Below are 16,697 nucleotides of genomic sequence, written 5' to 3' on the forward strand. Positions count from 1 at the left end.
TGCAGCCATGCCCGACTATTTTTTGTGGCAAAATTCAGCCATGTTCCACATGGTCAGTCCGCGTATTTAAACTGAAGAAATTTCAAGCCGGCTGACGAAACAGTTTACAAGGAGAAACAGACATGAGCCGCATTTTATCCTCGCTGCGCTATCCGCTGATTCAAGCACCGATGGCGTTTGCACATGACACAGAGCTGACTTTGGCTGTCGGCAAAACCGGTGCTTTGGGTTCGTTGGCGGGGGCGATGTATGACGCCGCGGGTTTGGAAAAAGCGTTGGCACGGATGAAGCAGGAGGGCGGAGGCCGTCCGTACAACCTCAACTTTTTCGCCCACCGCACGCCGTCTGCCGAACGCGCGCAATACGATGCCTGGTTTGCCGTGCTGCGTCCATATTTCGAGGCTTACGGGCTGACGGAAAACGACATTCCCAGCGGCGGCGGACGCCAGCCGTTTGATGCCGATGCGTTGGCATGTGTGGAACGTTACCGCCCGCCTGTGGTCAGCTTCCACTTTGGTTTGCCTGCGCCCGAATACTTGCAGCGCGTCAAAGCGACGGGCGCGGAAGTGTGGAGCAGCGCGACGACGGTCGAAGAAGCCGTCTGGCTGGAACAAAACGGCGCGGATGCCGTGATAGCCCAAGCGTGGGAAGCGGGCGGTCATCGGGGATGGTTTTTAAACCGCTATCCCGACGGCCAAAGCGGCTTGTTTGCCCTGTTGCCCGCCATCCGCAAGGCCGTGCGCCTGCCTGTTATAGCCGCAGGCGGCGTTTCCGATGCCGCCGCCGTCCGCGCCGCGTTGGGATTGGGTGCGTCCGCAGTGCAGGTCGGAACCGCCTTCCTGCTCGCAGACGAAGCCCTGACCAAACCCGCTCACCGCGCCGCCATCCAAACCTCCTGTCCTGAAGATACCGTAGTGACCAACTTGTTCAGCGGCGGCGCGGCGCGCGGGCTTTACAACCGCTTCATACGCGAAGCCGGCCCGATGAATGACGCAGCGCTCCCGTTTCCCTTGGCGGGCGCAGCCGTCGGCGCATTGAAAGCCGCCGCCGAAAAACAAGGCTGCTATGACTTTTCCCCATTTTGGGCGGGACAAAACGCAGGACTGTGCCGCCCCGGCAGCGCGGTGGAAATCGTCGAACGACTGTGTGGCGGCATCGAGCGTTAGGACGGTTTGAATACGGGCAAGGCGGATATGGCAAACAAGGTCGTCTGAAAATGTGAACTAGGTTTCCAGACGACCCGTAGCGTGGGCTTTGCCCGCGAAATGAAGATAAAGACAACCATCCGATTCGGATTGTCGGACAGCAGGTTCGCGGACAAAGCCAACGCTACGGATTGGGTTTATTCCTAGCCTGTCGGGTTAAATAAAAGGTCGTCTGAAAATGGGAGGAGCGAGTTTGTTTCTCCCAAACTCAAATCTCAAAGTTTTCAGACGACCTTGTTTTAACTTGCAACTTGCCCCCTCTCCCGTCCGGCGGGAGAGGGCTGGGGAGAGGGTGGTTCTGCGGATTGCACGAATTTGATTTTACCTAAACCTCAGAAGCCACCCCCATCCTAACCTTCCCCCGCCGGACGGGGGAAGGGACAGGTTGCTGTTGCTGCAACGAGTAGCGTGGGCTTTGCCCACGAGATAAATGCCAAAATGTATGTCCATTCGGCTGTTGTCTGATTTTGATTATTGGATGATAGATTTCGTGGGCAAAGCCCACGCTACTTGAGTTATCCCAAGTCTGTTTTGATTGAATAAAAGGTCCTTGGATTCGGATTTCAAGTGCAACACTATGGTACTAGTGGTTTGAACAGATTCAAGAATAAAACACTTGGCGTTTCGTAGCCAAGTGTTTTTCTTGGCCGGTGGTTCAATTCATCTTGAACCCTGCGTATCTCCCGATTGCTGATGTTTCGGAAATCGGTTTGTTTGGGGAAATATTGGCGGATGAGTCCGTTGGTGTTCTCATTCAGCCCTTTCTCCCAAGAATGGTAGGGGCGGCAAAAATAGGTTTTCGCCTTCAATGCTTCGGCTATTTTGGTGTGTTGATAGAACTCTTTGCCGTTATCCATAGTGATGGTGTGCACTCTGGCTTTATGTGCCTTTAATGCCCTAACGGCTGCCAGAGCAGTGTCTTCGGCTTTGAGGCTATCCAATTTGCAGACGATGGTGTAGCGGGTAACGCGTTCGACCAAGGTCAGTAATGCGCTTTTCTGTCCTTTGCCGATGATGGTGTCGGCTTCCCAATCGCCGATGCGGGTTTTCTGGTCGACGATAGCGGGTCGGTTTTCTATGCCGACGCGGTTGGGCACTTTGCCTCTGGTCCATGTGCTGCCGTAGCGTTTGCGGTAGGGTTTGCTGCATATTCTGAGGTGTTGCCACAAGGTGCCGCCGTTGCTTTTGTCTTGGCGGAGGTAGCGGTAAATGGTGCTGTGGTGGAGTGTTATCCCGTGATGTTTGCGCAGGTAGGCGCATACTTGTTCGGGACTGAGTTTGCGGCGGATAAGGGTGTCGATGTGTTGAATCAGCTGCGAATCAAGCTTATAGGGCTTTCGCTTACGCTGTTTGATAGTCCGGCTCTGCTTCTGTGCTTTTTCGGCGCTGTATTGCTGCCCTTGGGTGCGGTGCCGTCTGATTTCGCGACTGATGGTGCTTTTGTGGCGGTTAAGCTGTTTGGCGATTTCGGCGATGGTGCAGTGGCGGGACAGGTATTGGATGTGGCATCGTTCGTCTTGGGTCAGTTGCGTGTAGCTCATGGCAATCTTTCTTGCAGGAAAGGCCGTATGCTACCGCATACTGGCCTTTTTCTGTTAGGGAAAGTTGCACTTCAAATGCGAATCCGCCGTCGTCTGAAAACGAGGGGAGTGAGTTTGTTTCTCCCAAACTCAAATCTCAGAGTCTTCAGACGACCTCGTTTCGACTGGTAACCTGCCCCCCTCTCCCGTCCGGCGGGAGAGGGCCGGGGAGAGGGTGGTTCTGCGGATTGTACGAATTTGATTTTACCTAAACCTCAGAAACCACCCCCATCCTAACCTTCCCCCACCAGACGGGGGAAGGGACAGGTTGCTGTTGCTGCAACGGGTAGCGTGGGCTTTGCCCGCGAAATGAACATAAAGATAACTGCCCGATTTTGATTGTCAGACAACAGGTTTGCGGGCAAAGCCCACGCTACGGGCTGGGTTTATTCCGAGCTTGTAGGGTTAAATGAAAGGTCGTCTGAAAACTTGTTGTTTTAAGTTTTCAGACGACCTTTTGGGTTGATACGAATCTAGGAGGAAAGCGATTTACTGCTCTATTTCTTATCCCCTTTTTCGGGACGTACCCAACCTTCGATGACGGTTTGGCGGGCGCGGGCGAGGGCGAGTTTGTTGTCTTCGACGTTTTTGGTAATCGTGCTGCCTGCGCCGGTTGTAACTTTGTTGCCGAGGGTGACGGGGGCGACTAGGACGCAGTTGGAGCCGATGCGGACTTCGTCGCCGATGATGGTTTTGTATTTGTTCACGCCGTCGTAGTTGGCAATGATCGTGCCTGCGCCGAAGTTGGTTTTGCTACCAACTTCGGCGTCGCCGATGTAGGTGAGGTGGTTGGCTTTGGTGCCTTTGCCGATGGCGGCGTTTTTGATTTCGACGAAGTTGCCGACGTGTACGTCGTCTGAAAGGCGGGCTTTCGGACGCAGGCGGGCGTAGGGGCCGATTTGGTTGTTTTGTCCGACTTCGCAGTCTTCGAGGTGGGAGAAGGGGGCGATTTTGCTGTTTGCGCCGATTTTGGCGTGTTTGATGACGCAGTTTGCGCCGATTTCGACGTTGTCGCCGATTTCGATGTCGCCTTCGAGGACGACGTTGACGTCAATCACGACGTCTTGTCCGTGTTTCAGACGACCTCTTAAGTCGAAGCGGGCGGGGTCGCGCAGGGTGACGCCTGCTTTGAGCAATTCTTGCGCTTGTTCGGTTTGGAAGATGCGTTCGAGTTCGGCAAGCTGGAGTTTGTTGTTCACGCCGGCGGCGAGGTGGGAGGCGCGCACTTGGACGGGATGGACTTTGATGCCGTCGGCAACGGCTTTGGCGATGAGGTCGGTCAGGTAGTATTCGCCTTGGGCGTTGTTGCTGGAGAGGCTGTTCAGCCAGTTTTCGAGTTTGGCGTTGGGCAGGACGAGGATGCCTGTGTTGATTTCGCGGACGGCTTTTTGGGCGGCGTCGGCGTCTTTTTCTTCGACGATGGCGGTTACGTTGCCTTGGCTGTCGCGGATGATGCGGCCCAAGCCTGTCGGGTCGGCGGGAACGTCGGTCAACAGTCCGACTTCGCTGCCTGCGGCTTCGAGCAGGGTTTCGAGGGTGGCGGTGTCAATCAGGGGAACGTCGCCGTACAGCACCAGCGTGCGACCTTCGGCGGCGAGGTGGGGCAGGGCGGTTTTGACGGCGTGGCCGGTGCCGAGTTGTTCGGTTTGTTCGACCCAGACGACGTCGCGTTTGACGGTGTCTAAAACTTGGTCTTTGCCGTGTCCGATGACGACGCAGATGTTTTGGGGATTCAGGGCGGCGGCGGTGTCGATAACGCGCTCGACCATGGGCTTGCCGCCGATGCGGTGCAGCACTTTGGGCATTTTGGAATACATGCGCGTGCCTTTGCCGGCGGCGAGGATGACGATGTTGAGGGGTGTGGCGGACATGATGGGCTTTCTCGAATGCAATGTTGATGAAGGGGGTATTTAGGGGTCGTCTGAACGGGGTTTTGGGGTTTCAGACGACCTTTTTATTTGGGTTTGGCGTGCGGACGTTTGGGGGTTATGGTTTGTTGGGTTTGGGGGTGAACCGGTAAGAGTCGGCATGGCTGCCATGTTCCAAGCGGTCGAGTGTGGTCGGTTTCAGGGGCGTGCGCGCGGATGTGTCGGCGGGACGGCTGTCGAAGTCGTAGCGGTCTGAGGTGCAGCCGCTCAGGATGGCGGCGGTAACGAAAATCAGGGCGAGGGAACGCATGGTTTTCTCCTTGAGAAGGACGGCAGATATGGGACGAACGGGATGGCGGTTATGTTTGAGGTCGTCTGAAACGGAAAAGACAGTTTCAGACGACCTCTGCGGGCGGATTATTCCTCAGTTTGCGTTTCGGGCGCGGTTTGTCCGGCGCCTTGGGGTTTGTTCCATGTCGTGCCGCGTACGTTTTCTTGGTCGCCGTGCAGCGGTTTGAGGGTGCGGCGTTCGGGGCGGTATTGGTTGTAACGCATATCGCGGGAGTAGGTGCCGTCTTCGTAATAGATGCGCGTGCCTTTTTCGTATTTGGGGCGCAGGGAGGTGTGGCCGGATTCGTTTTGGTAGGTTTCCCAAGTACAGCCGGTCAGGGCGGCTGCGGCGGCGAGGATGAGGGCGGTGTATCGCATGATGGTTGTCCTTGTGGTCGGGCGGCTTGGTGCCGTTGTTCAAACCCGATATTGTAAAGGTTTCAGACGAGTGCCGACAGTTTTTCGGCACATTCGGCGAGCGCCTGCATATCTTTTGCAACGGCGTCGGTAAAGGGCAGGGGATGGGCTTTGCTGCCGAACCATACGGTTTTCATGCCCAGCTCTTTGGCTTGGTGCAGGTTGTCCGCGCTGTCGTCGATCATGATGCACTGTTCGGGCGCAGCGTCGAGCAGGCGGCAGACGGTCAGGTAGGCTTGCGGGTCGGGCTTGTAACGCAGCCCGAAGTCGTCCGTGCCGAAGAGCGCGTCAAAACGGTTTTCCAAACCCAATGCCCCGATGATAGCGCGGACGTAAAACGAAGGGCCGTTGGAAAAAACGGCTTTGCGTCCTTTCAGACGACCTAAAACGCTTTCGGTTCCCTCCATGCCCTCCAATTTTGCCAAGATTTGCGCGATGGGATGGCTTTCGCGCAGAAACTCGCGGATGTCGATTTCGGGATGGTGGATTTGCAGGCCGGCAAGCGTCGCGCCGTATCGGTGCCAATAGTCCTGACGCAGGTCGGATGCCGCCTCTTCGGAGAGCTTGAGGCGTTGCGCCATGTAGTCGGTCATGGCGCGGTTGATGATGTAGAAAATGCCGGCATCGGCGTTGTGCAGCGTGTTGTCGAGGTCAAACAGCCAAATGGGGGAAAAGTTCATGTCGTGTGTTGATGCGGATTTTGTTATGATGTTTCGTATTTTACCCGTACAAAGGTTAGAGAATGAAACTGAAATTATCCGCCCTCGCCCTCTTGCTGGCTTCGGCAAACTTATCCGCCCAGACTGAAGTGCGCCTTGCCGTGCACAAATCCTTCAGCCTGCCCCAATCCGTCATCGCGCAGTTTGAAAAAGCCAACGATGCCAAAGTCTCCGTCATCAAAGCGGGCAGCGGCAACGAAATGCTCAACAAGCTGATTCTCAGTAAGGCAAACCCGATTGCCGACGCGGTGTACGGGTTGGACAACGCCAACATCGGCAAAGCGCGCGAAGCAGGCATACTGGCGGCGGCGCAGCCCAAATCCGCGCCCGTTTCAGCGGGCATGCCCGTCATCGCGGCGGTCAATTACGGCTACGTTACCCTCAACTACGACAAAAAATGGTTTGAACAGAAAAAACTGCCGCTGCCCAAAACCTTGCAGGACTTGACCCGCCCCGAATATAAAAACCTGCTGGTTACGCCCTCGCCCGCTACCTCCTCGCCCGGACTTGCCTTCCTGATGGCGAACATCGGCGGCATGGGCGAAGAGGGCGCGTTCAAATGGTGGGCGCAGATGCGTCAAAACGGCGTGAAAGTCGCCAAAGGCTGGAGTGAAGCCTATTACACCGACTTCACCCAAAACGGCGGCGCCTATCCGCTCGTCGTCAGCTACGCCGCCAGCCCCGCCGCCGAAGTCCACTACTCCAAAGGCAAATACAGCGTGCCGCCGACCGGCAACCTTTTCCTCAAAGGCGGCGTGTTCCGCCAAGTCGAAGGCGCGGCAGTCTTGAAAGGCGCGAAACAGCCCGAGCTGGCGGCGAAACTCGTACAGTGGCTGCAAAGTGGCGAAGTGCAAAAAGCCCTGCCGACCGAAATGTGGGTCTATCCCGCCGTGAAAAATACGCCGCTGCCCAAAGTCTTCGAGTTCGCCCAAGCCCCGAAACACACCGACTCGCCCAGCCGCAACGACATCGACACCAAACAGAAACAATGGGTCAGCCGCTGGACGAAGACCGTGTTAAGGTAAGCGGGAAGGTCGTCTGAAAAAACGCCGGTTCATCTGTTCGGCTGGATATAGTCAAATGACTTTATTTTCGATACGCAACTTATTGGTTGCCGTTATGCCCGTCCCCGCCGTAGCCTGTCCTCGCGCAGGCGGGGGCGGGAATGACGGAATTTGATGATATGCCGTATTTAAAGTTAAGGATGTTGGCTATAAAAGGGTCATCTGAAACCCCAAAATCGGCTTCAACCGTATCGAAACTGTGTTTTCAGACGACCCCTTACCGTTTCGTTTTGAATGAAGGAATCTTATGAAGAAATCCCTACTTTACGCCTTCACGCTGACCGCACTGGGCGGCTGCTTCTACACCGAAACCCCATACGGGCGCACCGCCGTCCTCGACCTGCCCGTCCATTCCCAAACCACCATCAACAAAACCGTTACCGTCAACGCCCCGCCGGGAACGACCGTCATCTATCAGGACAGCGAGTCGGTACACCGCTACGGCTATCCCTACCCGCCTTACCCGCGCCCGTATCCCGCGCGTCGGGTTTATTAAGATCAAAAGGTCGTCTGAAAAATTAATTTCTGCTTTCAGACGACATTATCCTTTTGTCCTTCAAATATACCGTTTAAGTTGTTCTTTACATTTTTTATTTAAAATTAAATTAAACTAAGGAAGGTTAACCAACCTCAGTTTTTTTAATACGCAAATCTAAGGAACAACATGAAAATTCTTCTCTCTACACTTACCCTATCCGCCCTCCTGCTCACCGGCTGCGGTACACTGACCGGCATTCCTTCACACGGCGGCGGCAAACGCTTTGCCGTCGAACAAGAACTCGTCGCCGCCTCGTCCCGTGCCGCCGTCAAAGAAATGGATCTGTCTGCCCTGAAAGGCCGAAAAGTCGCCCTTTACGTTTCTACCATGGGCGATCAAGGATCGGGCAACATTACCGGCGGACGCTACTCCATCGACGCATTGATTCGCGGCGGCTACCAAAACAACCCCGACAGCGCCACCCAATACAGCTATCCCACCTACGATACTACTGCCACTACCAAAGCTGATGCGCTCTCCAGCGTTACCACTTCCACATCGCTTTTGAACGCCCCCGCCGCCGCTCTGACTAAAAACAGCGGACGCAAAGGCGAACGGTCTGCCGGATTGTCTGTCAACGGCACGGGCGACTACCGCAACGAAACCCTGATTACCAATCCCCGCGACGTTTCCTTCCTGACCAACCTCGTCCAAACCATCTTCTACCTGCGCGGCATCGAAGTCGTGCCGCCCGAATACGCCGACACCGACGTATTCGTAACCGTCGACGTATTCGGCACCATCCGCAGCCGTACCGAACTGCACATCTACAACGCCGAAACCCTTAAAGCCCAAACCAAGCTCGAGTATTTCGCCGTTGACCGCAACAGCCGAAAACTGCTGATCAAACCCACTTCCGCTGCCTACGAATCCCAATACAAAGAAAAATACGCCCTTTGGACCGGCCCTTACAAAGTCAGCAAAACCGTCAAAGCTTCAGACGGCCTGATGGTCGATTTCTCCGACATCACCCCCTACGGTGACACAACCGCCCAAAACCGTCCGGACTTCAAACAAGGCAATGCCCAAAACCTTGATGTCAGCGACGAAGTCATCCGCCGCCGTGAAGGAGAATAAACCGTGAAACCGCTGCGCAGACTGACAAATCTCCTTGCCGCCTGCGCCGTAACGGCGGCTGCCTTCGGGCAGCCCGCCCTCGCGGCGGACTTAAGGAACGACCCTGTAGTACAGGATTTGCTCCGACGGGAGAATTTCGACCCCGGCAAAAAATTCCACCTCTTCGGCAAAGCACGCGGAACCGTGGCCGAGCGTACCGGACTGATGACCATTTCGCCCACCATCACACAACGGTTGGGCAATTTACAGATGGAAACCGCAACCATCTTCAGTAATCCCGGATATATCGTCCGCTTTTCCGGACACGGACATGAAGTCCATTCCCCGTTCGACAACAGTGCCAGCAAAAGCGACAGTTGGAAAGGCGGCAAAGTAATCGACGGTACGGGCATGACCTTTGCCAGCATGTCATGGGACGGCTACGAACACCACCCTGCCGACGGTTACGACGGCCCGCAGGGAGGCGGCTACCCCGCACCTCACGGCGCCCGGGATATTTACTCCTACGTTGCCAAAGGCCAGGTAAGGAGGCAGACTGTTGTTCACGACGACAACCGCTCGACGCAGCAACGGTTTGCGGACAGATTCGGCAACATACCGAAAAATTTTTCCGACCGTGCCGAAGAAGCCAATAAAAAAATGTTCGAACACAACCCCGGGCTCAACCGCTGGGGTAACAGCATGGAATTTATCAATGGTGTCGCCGCAGGTGCCCTCAATCCCTTTCTCAGTGCCGGAGAAGCCATCGGCGTAGGCGATGCGGTTCAAGGGACGGGTTTTGCCATCGATATGGCGACTGCAGCGGCCATCAGCACCATGTCGCCGGACAACGCCATTACCGCCATCGACCATTTGAGGAGTTTGGCAAAATCGGAAGAAAAAATCGGCAAAACTGTCCGCGATTGGACGGCGGAAAATCCCAATGCCGCCGAAACCGTCGAAGCCATGTCCAATGCCCTGCCATATATCAAAGCCAAAAACCTGACGAAGGCGGCAAAAGCAGGGAAAGCTGATGTCAGCAGAGATTTTTCAACATCCTACACCTGCTCCTTCCACGGCAGCACCCTGGTCAAAACGGCAGACGGCTACAAAGCCATTGCCCGTATCCGGGCCGGCGACCGCGTCTTTGCCAAGGACGAAGCAAGTGGGGAAACGGGATACAAACCCGTTACCGCCCAATACGGTAATCCGTACCAAGAAACCGTTTACATTGAAGTTTCAGACGACCTCGGTAAAATACAGACCCTCGTTTCCAACCGCATCCACCCGTTTTATTCGGGCGGCAAATGGATTAAAGCGGAAGATTTGAAAGCAGGAAGCCGGCTGTTTGCCGAAAACGGTGCAGAGCAGACCGTTCAAAGCGTTACCGTCAAACCGGAACCGCTGCAAGCCTACAATCTGACCGTTGCCGACTGGCATACTTACTTCGTCAAGGGTGATAAGGCGGAAACGGAAGGGGTTTGGGTTCATAATGAGTGTCCGTATAGTGGCAATAAAAACTTTAATACTGACAGACCATCAGGGTTTCGAAAATCAACTGTTGAAAATGCTTGGGATGCTGCCAAAGATGGCAGTAAACCTAATACGAAACAATGTCCAACATGTGGTAAAGATGTACATGGAAATCCACATAATAGAGAAAATAGAAATACCAAAGATGGTTGGGACGTAAGTCATAATCCTTCTTGGAATAACCGAGATAAAAATCATGCCAATAGAAAAGAACTGATTAATGATTTTAATTCTGGGACAGGGTTGGAATGCCGCCATTGTAATCGTTCAGGAAAAGACAATGATAGTAGATTTAAAAAGTAATATGATTAATCATGTTGAAAAATATATAGGCATTATTTCTCATGGCTCGAAAAGCGATTCGGGAAGTCAGTACAAATTAAATATCGCAGCTATTCCCTCTTCCCCTAACAGGGATTTAAAAACTTATATTACTTTAGGGTTAAGCAAACATGATCTGAATTATAAAAGTAGATTTGAAATACTTTTTGTATGTTCTTTAAAATATGATGAAAATCAGATTTTTCCATTTTTAAGATGGTTGGCAGAAACCATCATTGAGAACAAAAAAATTCTTCTTCGAGGACAGGTTATTTATTTGCCTAGAAGCATTGTTGATTCAACAAAAATGGACGCACTGTATGTTTCCGCCCCATTTTATTTCGATGATGATTTTCAGGTCTGTTATGGCGAACACTACAATATCGTTTTCCCTTTGCTTGTCCCGTTGTATAAACAGGAAGCAGAATTGGTGGAAAAGAAAGGTTGGAATGCTTTTGAGCAGTTCTTGCTGGATAATGAAGTTGACAACCTTTCGGATATGAATAGGAAACCGTTTGTTTGGTAAGGGCTTTCTTAAATTTGATCAAAGGTCGGCGGATTCGCATTTGAAGTGCAACTTTCCCTAACAGAAAAAGGCCAGTATGCGGTAGCATACGGCCTTTCCTGCAAGAAAGATTGCCATGAGCTACACACAACTGACCCAAGACGAACGATACCATATCCAATACCTGTCCCGCCACTGCACCATCGCCGAAATCGCCAAACAGCTTAACCGACACAAAAGCACCATCAGCCGCGAAATCAGACGGCACCGCACCCAAGGGCAGCAATACAGCGCCGAAAAAGCACAGAAGCAGAGCCGGACTATCAAACAGCGTAAGCGAAAGCCCTATAAGCTTGATTCGCAGCTGATTCAACACATCGACACCCTTATCCGCCGCAAACTCAGTCCCGAACAAGTATGCGCCTACCTGCGCAAACATCACGGGATAACACTCCACCACAGCACCATTTACCGCTACCTCCGCCAAGACAAAAGCAACGGCGGCACCTTGTGGCAACACCTCAGAATATGCAGCAAACCCTACCGCAAACGCTACGGCAGCACATGGACCAGAGGCAAAGTGCCCAACCGCGTCGGCATAGAAAACCGACCCGCTATCGTCGACCAGAAAACCCGCATCGGCGATTGGGAAGCCGACACCATCATCGGCAAAGGACAGAAAAGCGCATTACTGACCTTGGTCGAACGCGTTACCCGCTACACCATCGTCTGCAAATTGGATAGCCTCAAAGCCGAAGACACTGCTCTGGCAGCCGTTAGGGCATTAAAGGCACATAAAGCCAGAGTGCACACCATCACTATGGATAACGGCAAAGAGTTCTATCAACACACCAAAATAGCCGAAGCATTGAAGGCGAAAACCTATTTTTGCCGCCCCTACCATTCTTGGGAGAAAGGGCTGAATGAGAACACCAACGGACTCATCCGCCAATATTTCCCCAAACAAACCGATTTCCGAAACATCAGCAATCGGGAGATACGCAGGGTTCAAGATGAATTGAACCACCGGCCAAGAAAAACACTTGGCTACGAAACGCCAAGTGTTTTATTCTTGAATCTGTTCAAACCACTAGTACCATAGTGTTGCACTTGAAATCCGAATCCAAGGTCGTCTGAAAAACATCAGACGACCTTTCCTTCATTTGAAACAGAATATTGAGAACTAATTTCTTCAAAAATCCTACACCTGCTCCTTCCACGGCAGCACCTTGGTCAAAACGGCAGACGGCTACAAAGCCATCGCCCGTATCCGGGTCGGCGACCGCGTCTTCGCCAAGGACGAGGCAAGCGGAGAAACGGGATACAAACCCGTTACCGCCCGATACGGCAATCCGTATCAAGAAACCGTTTACATTGAAGTTTCAGACGACCTCGGTAAAATACAAACCCTTGTTTCCAACCGTATCCACCCGTTTTATTCGGGCGGCAAATGGATTAAAGCGGAAGATTTGAAAGCGGGAAGCAGGCTATTTGCCGAAAACGGTGCGGAGCCGACCGTTCAAAGCGTTACCGTTAAACAAGAACCGCTGCAAGCCTACAATCTGACCGTTGCCGACTGGCATACTTACTTCGTCAAGGGTGATAAGGCGGAAACGGAAGGGGTTTGGGTTCATAATGATTGTCCTCCCAAAAGAGCTCCTTAATACTATGCAGGAACTGTATCTGAATCTACTTTTTTAAATTCAGCTGAGAAATGGCTAGGGGAAAACTATAAGTCATATCAAAATGGTCGATATATATCACAAGATGGAATGCGACAGGTACGATATGGTCATCATGAAACAAATTCATCTACACATCATGGTCATTTTGAATCATATGACAAACCCAATGGACGTGTAATAGAAAATAGTGTAGTAACAATTATTCAGGATTAAAAAATTATGAGTGTAAAAGAATTATTCAAAGTTATCTTAGATAAAAATAAAGATTTTTCTATTAGAACGATTCATCGCACTCCAATGGGGATACTTCCCAAGCCTGTTGCTTTAAGTATTGTTCAATATGAAGATGACCAGGGATTTTATTTATTTTATTTGGATGAGACCGGTCGGGAACAAACGGATACTTATCATGACACATTAGATTCGGCATTTAAACAGGCTGAATTTGAATTTGGAATTAGAAAAGAAGAATGGATACAAAGATCTTAAGTATCAAACGTAAGATGGGTTGAAAAACTCAACAATCAAAAGGTCGTCTGAAACCGTGTTTGGTTTTGAACTGCACCCCAAAAGTTGGACACATCCCCTCCAACTCGCAAGGTGCAGTTTTTTTATGAGCAAATATACATTACACTTCAAATACCAAGCCGTACTCCACTACCTGCATATACGCAGCCAACAGCGTACCGCAGACCACTACGGCATTTCCCGAACCCACCTGCGGCGATGGATACGCGCTTATCAAGAAGGCGGTATCGGCGCACTCGAACATCCCCAATCCAAAACCATGCCCCAACACCGCAAAAACCCCTTCATCGCAGATAAACCCGACCAAGAAAAAACACAGGCAGAGCTTATCGAAGAGTTGTGCTATATGCGCGCAAAGGTCGCCTACCTAAAGGAGTTGAAAGCCCTCAGCCAAAAGCAGACCGCAAAGGACAAAGCCAAACCGTCCAAGCACTGAGGGCGCAACACCCGCTCAAATACCTGCTGCACATCGCAAACCTGCCCAAAAGCAGCTTTTACTACCATCACCAAGACCGGCCCGACCCCGATGCAGCCGACAAAGCCCTTATCGCCGAAATCTACGAACGGCATAAAGGACGCTACGGGCAAAGGCGCATTGCCGCAGCATTGGATTGGAACCGCAAAAAAGCAGCGAGGTTGATGAAGCAGTTGGGGCTGAAAGCCCTTATACGGGCGAAAAAGCCTACCGCCATCCCGCCATGGGCGAAATATCGGAACACCTCCTCAAACGCCGGTTCAAAGCCCGAAAGCCCAACGAAAAATGGCTGACCGACGTGACCGAACTCAAAGGAAAGGACGGCAAACTGTACCTCTCACCAATCTTGGACCTGTTCAACCGCGAGATCGTCGCCTACGCCATGAGCCGCAATGCTAACAGCGAAATGGTGAAGGAAATGCTCGAAAAGGCCGCACCCGGTCTGACTGATAAGAAAGGAACGATGCTGCATTCCGACCAGGGTGTGCTGTACCGTACGGCGGGGTATAGGGAATTGCTTGCGGAGCATTCCATGGTTCAAAGCATGTCGCGTAAGGCGAACTGTTGGGACAATGCGCCGATGGAGAGCTTCTTTGCGGTGTTGAAGACGGAGTGTTTCTATAACGCAGGAGAATTGACGGTGGACGAATTGATGAAACAGATAGATGACTATATGGATTACTACAACTGGGAACGTTGCAGTTTGAAATTGAAAAAGCTGAGTCCTGTCGCATACAGAACCCAGCTTGCACAGAGCGCCTGAATAGGCTTTTATGAGTGTCCAAGATTTGGGGGCCAGTTCAACCCACAAAGCCACCCGCATCCTAACCTTCCCCAACCAGTCGGGGGAAGGGACAAGCTGTCTTACAGCCACCCGTAGTGTGGGTTTTACCCACGATATAAATAACAGGTACAGCTAACGGATTTAGATTGGCAGACGGCAAGTTCGCAGGCAAAGCCCATGTTACTTGAGTTTTCCCAAGCCAGCTTTCATTGCATAAACAACAGTCGTCTGAAGCCCAAAATTCAGGTTTCAGACGACCTTAAAAAGGCGACAATCAGTGTTACTCATAAAGGTTAACCATCATGAAACACATATTTCAAACTATCCTGACAGCCTCCCTAATCCCTTTTCTTGCCTCATGCGGCTTCTCAACAGGCAAACACCGTCCGACGGCCAAACCCCACGCTACTGCCCGAAAAGTCCAACCCGTCCGCATCAGCAATATCGACCACACCCAAGGTTCGCAAGAGCTGATGTTGCACAGCATGGGCCTTATCGGTACGCCGTACAAATGGGGCGGCAGCACTACTTCCACCGGTTTTGATTGCAGCGGCATGATTCAATTCGTCTATAAAAACGCCCTCGGCGTCAGCCTACCGCGAACCGCCCGCGATATGGCGGCAGCCAGCCGTAAAATCCCCGAAAGCCGCCTCAAGGCAGGCGACCTCGTTTTCTTCAACACAGGCGGTGCGAACAAATACTCGCATGTCGGCCTATACATCGGCAATGGTGAATTCATCCATGCGCCAAGCAGCGGCAAAACCATTAAAACCGAAAAACTCTCCAGCCCGTTTTACGCGAAGAATTATCTGGGCGCGCATACTTTCTTTACCGACTGAAAAAACAGCAAATCAGCAATCGGTATAACGATTCGTTTGGTTTTTGATACGATATTTATTATAGTGGATTAAATTTAAACCAGTACGGCGTTGCCTCGCCTTGCCGTACTAATTGTACTGTCTGCGGCTTCGTCGCCTTGTCCTGATTTTTGTTAATCCACTATATCATCATTCCTGTACACGAATGATGAACTGAGAAGTCGGCTAGATAGTCAATCCAAATCGGAAATGCTGATAAAAAAGGTCGTCTGAAACCAAAATTTGGGTTTCAGACGACCTTTGTCTGTTTAAAAAAGATTATTTGAAGCGGTAGCCGACAGTAGCCATGTAGCTGTTGTTGTGGACTTTCAAATCGTCTTTTTTATAACGGGTTTGCTCCCATTCGGCACCGACTTCGACATTCGGCGTAACGGCGTATTTCGCGCCCACACCGTAGCCGAGACCGTTCATATTGCTGCGTTTCGCGCCCAGATTGTCGAAGCGGCCGTAGTGGTAGCCGACCTTACCGTAAGCCAGCGCATTGTCGGTCAGGCGGTAGCCTTGGACGTAGGAAACGTTGGCATCGACTTTTTGTTTTGCATTGCCCGCAATTTTACGGTGCAGCGGTTTGACGCCGGCTTCAACGCCGCCAATCCAGTTGGTTTGTCCGAATTGTGTGTTGTAGCTGCCGCGTACGGCGACGTCGCCTTTGGTTTTTTCGTTCAGATTGACATTGCGGACATCACTTTTGGTTGCGCCCGCGCCGACTTCCAAGCCTGCGCCGGTAAATGAACCGTCAGCGAAAGTAATAGCGGAAGCGGTAGCCAATAAAACAGTCAGTAAGGTTTTTTTCATGATAATGCTCCTTCACGGATAAACAGGAAGCTTGTTCTGCTTCCGACGAATCCAGTATCGGATGCTTGCAGATGTCCTGCAACCGCCTTTGCCGAGGCGTTACCCATTTTCTCAAGTACTTAACGTTTGTAATTCATTGAAACGGCTAAATTTGTATCGACCGAAGTGTCGAGGTGCGCGATTTATAATTTGCGTAAAGTGCGATGAAAAATATGAAGATTTATGGGGCTTGCTGTGTGGAGAGAGGGGTGTTTGGCAGTGGCGGTGGAGTGTAGAAAAAATGATAAAGGCTTAGATGACGGTTTACATTGGTTGGTGTGGTTTTATTGCCATAAGGGTGGGAAAGGACGTCTGAAAATTTTCAGACGGCGGCGGATTCGCATTTGAAGTGCAACTTTCCCTAACAGAAAAAGGCC

General features: G+C 51.9%; 18 protein-coding genes and 2 pseudogenes. 14 read left to right on the top strand and 6 right to left on the bottom strand.

Features of this window, described 5'->3' with window-relative positions; genetic code table 11:
* The first annotated feature begins 122 nt into the window (after nt 1-122).
* Nucleotides 123-1,166, top strand: coding sequence for an NAD(P)H-dependent flavin oxidoreductase (locus J7445_RS10355; RefSeq protein ID WP_070656609.1), 1,044 nt, complete (start codon nt 123-125; stop codon nt 1,164-1,166).
* A gap of 614 nt (nt 1,167-1,780) precedes the next feature.
* Here the strand turns inward: J7445_RS10355 and J7445_RS10360 are convergent.
* From J7445_RS10360 to J7445_RS10380, 5 genes are all read right to left on the bottom strand, one after another.
* On the bottom strand, nt 1,781-2,746 hold the full coding sequence (locus tag J7445_RS10360; protein WP_209283042.1) for an IS30 family transposase: 966 nt from the start codon (nt 2,744-2,746) through the stop codon (nt 1,781-1,783).
* 536 nt (nt 2,747-3,282) lie between these two features.
* A complete protein-coding gene (gene glmU, locus J7445_RS10365; protein ID WP_070656252.1) occupies nt 3,283-4,656 on the bottom strand; it encodes a bifunctional UDP-N-acetylglucosamine diphosphorylase/glucosamine-1-phosphate N-acetyltransferase GlmU in 1,374 nt (457 codons plus the stop codon).
* Nucleotides 4,657-4,771: 115 nt separating this feature from the next.
* Complete coding sequence (locus J7445_RS10370; protein WP_039856010.1) at nt 4,772-4,963, bottom strand: hypothetical protein; 192 nt, start codon at nt 4,961-4,963, stop codon at nt 4,772-4,774.
* Between the two features lie 107 nt (nt 4,964-5,070).
* On the bottom strand, nt 5,071-5,361 hold the full coding sequence (locus J7445_RS10375) for a hypothetical protein (RefSeq protein ID WP_039410312.1): 291 nt from the start codon (nt 5,359-5,361) through the stop codon (nt 5,071-5,073).
* 62 nt (nt 5,362-5,423) lie between these two features.
* Entirely contained in the window at nt 5,424-6,080 is a 657-nt protein-coding gene (locus J7445_RS10380) for a pyrimidine 5'-nucleotidase (protein ID WP_070539775.1), read from the bottom strand.
* A 62-nt stretch (nt 6,081-6,142) separates the two neighbouring features.
* Between J7445_RS10380 and J7445_RS10385 the strand changes: the two genes are divergently transcribed.
* The 13 genes and pseudogenes from J7445_RS10385 (at nt 6,143) to J7445_RS10440 (ending at nt 15,447) form a co-directional block, all read left to right on the top strand.
* Nucleotides 6,143-7,144 (top strand): thiamine ABC transporter substrate-binding protein, encoded by a 1,002-nt coding sequence (locus J7445_RS10385; protein ID WP_009312517.1) that lies wholly within the window; start codon nt 6,143-6,145, stop codon nt 7,142-7,144.
* Between the two features lie 286 nt (nt 7,145-7,430).
* The gene (locus tag J7445_RS10390; protein WP_070656249.1) at nt 7,431-7,679 is read left to right on the top strand and encodes a methionine-binding protein; all 249 of its coding nucleotides are present in this window, start codon (nt 7,431-7,433) and stop codon (nt 7,677-7,679) included.
* Nucleotides 7,680-7,847: 168 nt separating this feature from the next.
* The gene (locus tag J7445_RS10395; RefSeq protein WP_070656247.1) at nt 7,848-8,798 is read left to right on the top strand and encodes an adhesin; all 951 of its coding nucleotides are present in this window, start codon (nt 7,848-7,850) and stop codon (nt 8,796-8,798) included.
* 3 nt (nt 8,799-8,801) lie between these two features.
* Nucleotides 8,802-9,779 (top strand): annotated as a pseudogene (locus tag J7445_RS10400) (MafB family polymorphic toxin); the annotation flags it as partial.
* An 84-nt stretch (nt 9,780-9,863) separates the two neighbouring features.
* Nucleotides 9,864-10,613 carry an HINT domain-containing protein gene (locus tag J7445_RS12375; protein ID WP_257962858.1) on the top strand — a complete coding sequence of 250 codons (750 nt, stop codon included), beginning with the start codon at nt 9,864-9,866 and terminating at the stop codon, nt 10,611-10,613.
* A gap of 1 nt (nt 10,614) precedes the next feature.
* Nucleotides 10,615-11,157, top strand: a complete 543-nt coding sequence (locus tag J7445_RS10405) for a suppressor of fused domain protein (RefSeq protein ID WP_070656256.1) — start codon at nt 10,615-10,617, stop codon at nt 11,155-11,157.
* A 115-nt stretch (nt 11,158-11,272) separates the two neighbouring features.
* Nucleotides 11,273-12,238 (top strand): IS30 family transposase, encoded by a 966-nt coding sequence (locus J7445_RS10410; RefSeq protein WP_209283043.1) that lies wholly within the window; start codon nt 11,273-11,275, stop codon nt 12,236-12,238.
* Between the two features lie 94 nt (nt 12,239-12,332).
* Nucleotides 12,333-12,797: pseudogene (gene mafB, locus J7445_RS12295) on the top strand (polymorphic toxin MafB class 1); the annotation flags it as partial.
* A gap of 243 nt (nt 12,798-13,040) precedes the next feature.
* Entirely contained in the window at nt 13,041-13,310 is a 270-nt protein-coding gene (locus J7445_RS10420; protein WP_019271396.1) for a hypothetical protein, read from the top strand.
* A 124-nt stretch (nt 13,311-13,434) separates the two neighbouring features.
* A complete protein-coding gene (locus J7445_RS10425) occupies nt 13,435-13,785 on the top strand; it encodes a helix-turn-helix domain-containing protein (RefSeq protein WP_244969480.1) in 351 nt (116 codons plus the stop codon).
* On the top strand, nt 13,689-14,117 hold the full coding sequence (locus J7445_RS10430) for an IS3 family transposase (RefSeq protein ID WP_209283019.1): 429 nt from the start codon (nt 13,689-13,691) through the stop codon (nt 14,115-14,117). Before J7445_RS10425 ends, J7445_RS10430 begins: the two co-directional genes overlap by 97 nt.
* Nucleotides 14,048-14,587 (top strand): IS3 family transposase, encoded by a 540-nt coding sequence (locus J7445_RS10435; RefSeq protein WP_209283044.1) that lies wholly within the window; start codon nt 14,048-14,050, stop codon nt 14,585-14,587. Before J7445_RS10430 ends, J7445_RS10435 begins: the two co-directional genes overlap by 70 nt.
* Nucleotides 14,588-14,910: 323 nt before the next feature.
* Nucleotides 14,911-15,447 (top strand): C40 family peptidase, encoded by a 537-nt coding sequence (locus J7445_RS10440; RefSeq protein ID WP_070655535.1) that lies wholly within the window; start codon nt 14,911-14,913, stop codon nt 15,445-15,447.
* 297 nt (nt 15,448-15,744) lie between these two features.
* Here the strand turns inward: J7445_RS10440 and J7445_RS10445 are convergent, their stop codons facing one another.
* Nucleotides 15,745-16,281, bottom strand: a complete 537-nt coding sequence (locus J7445_RS10445) for a porin family protein (protein ID WP_070655537.1) — start codon at nt 16,279-16,281, stop codon at nt 15,745-15,747.
* Nucleotides 16,282-16,697 lie beyond the last annotated feature (416 nt).

This window comes from Neisseria sicca (assembly GCF_017753665.1).
Classification (GTDB): Bacteria; Pseudomonadota; Gammaproteobacteria; order Burkholderiales; family Neisseriaceae; genus Neisseria; species Neisseria flava.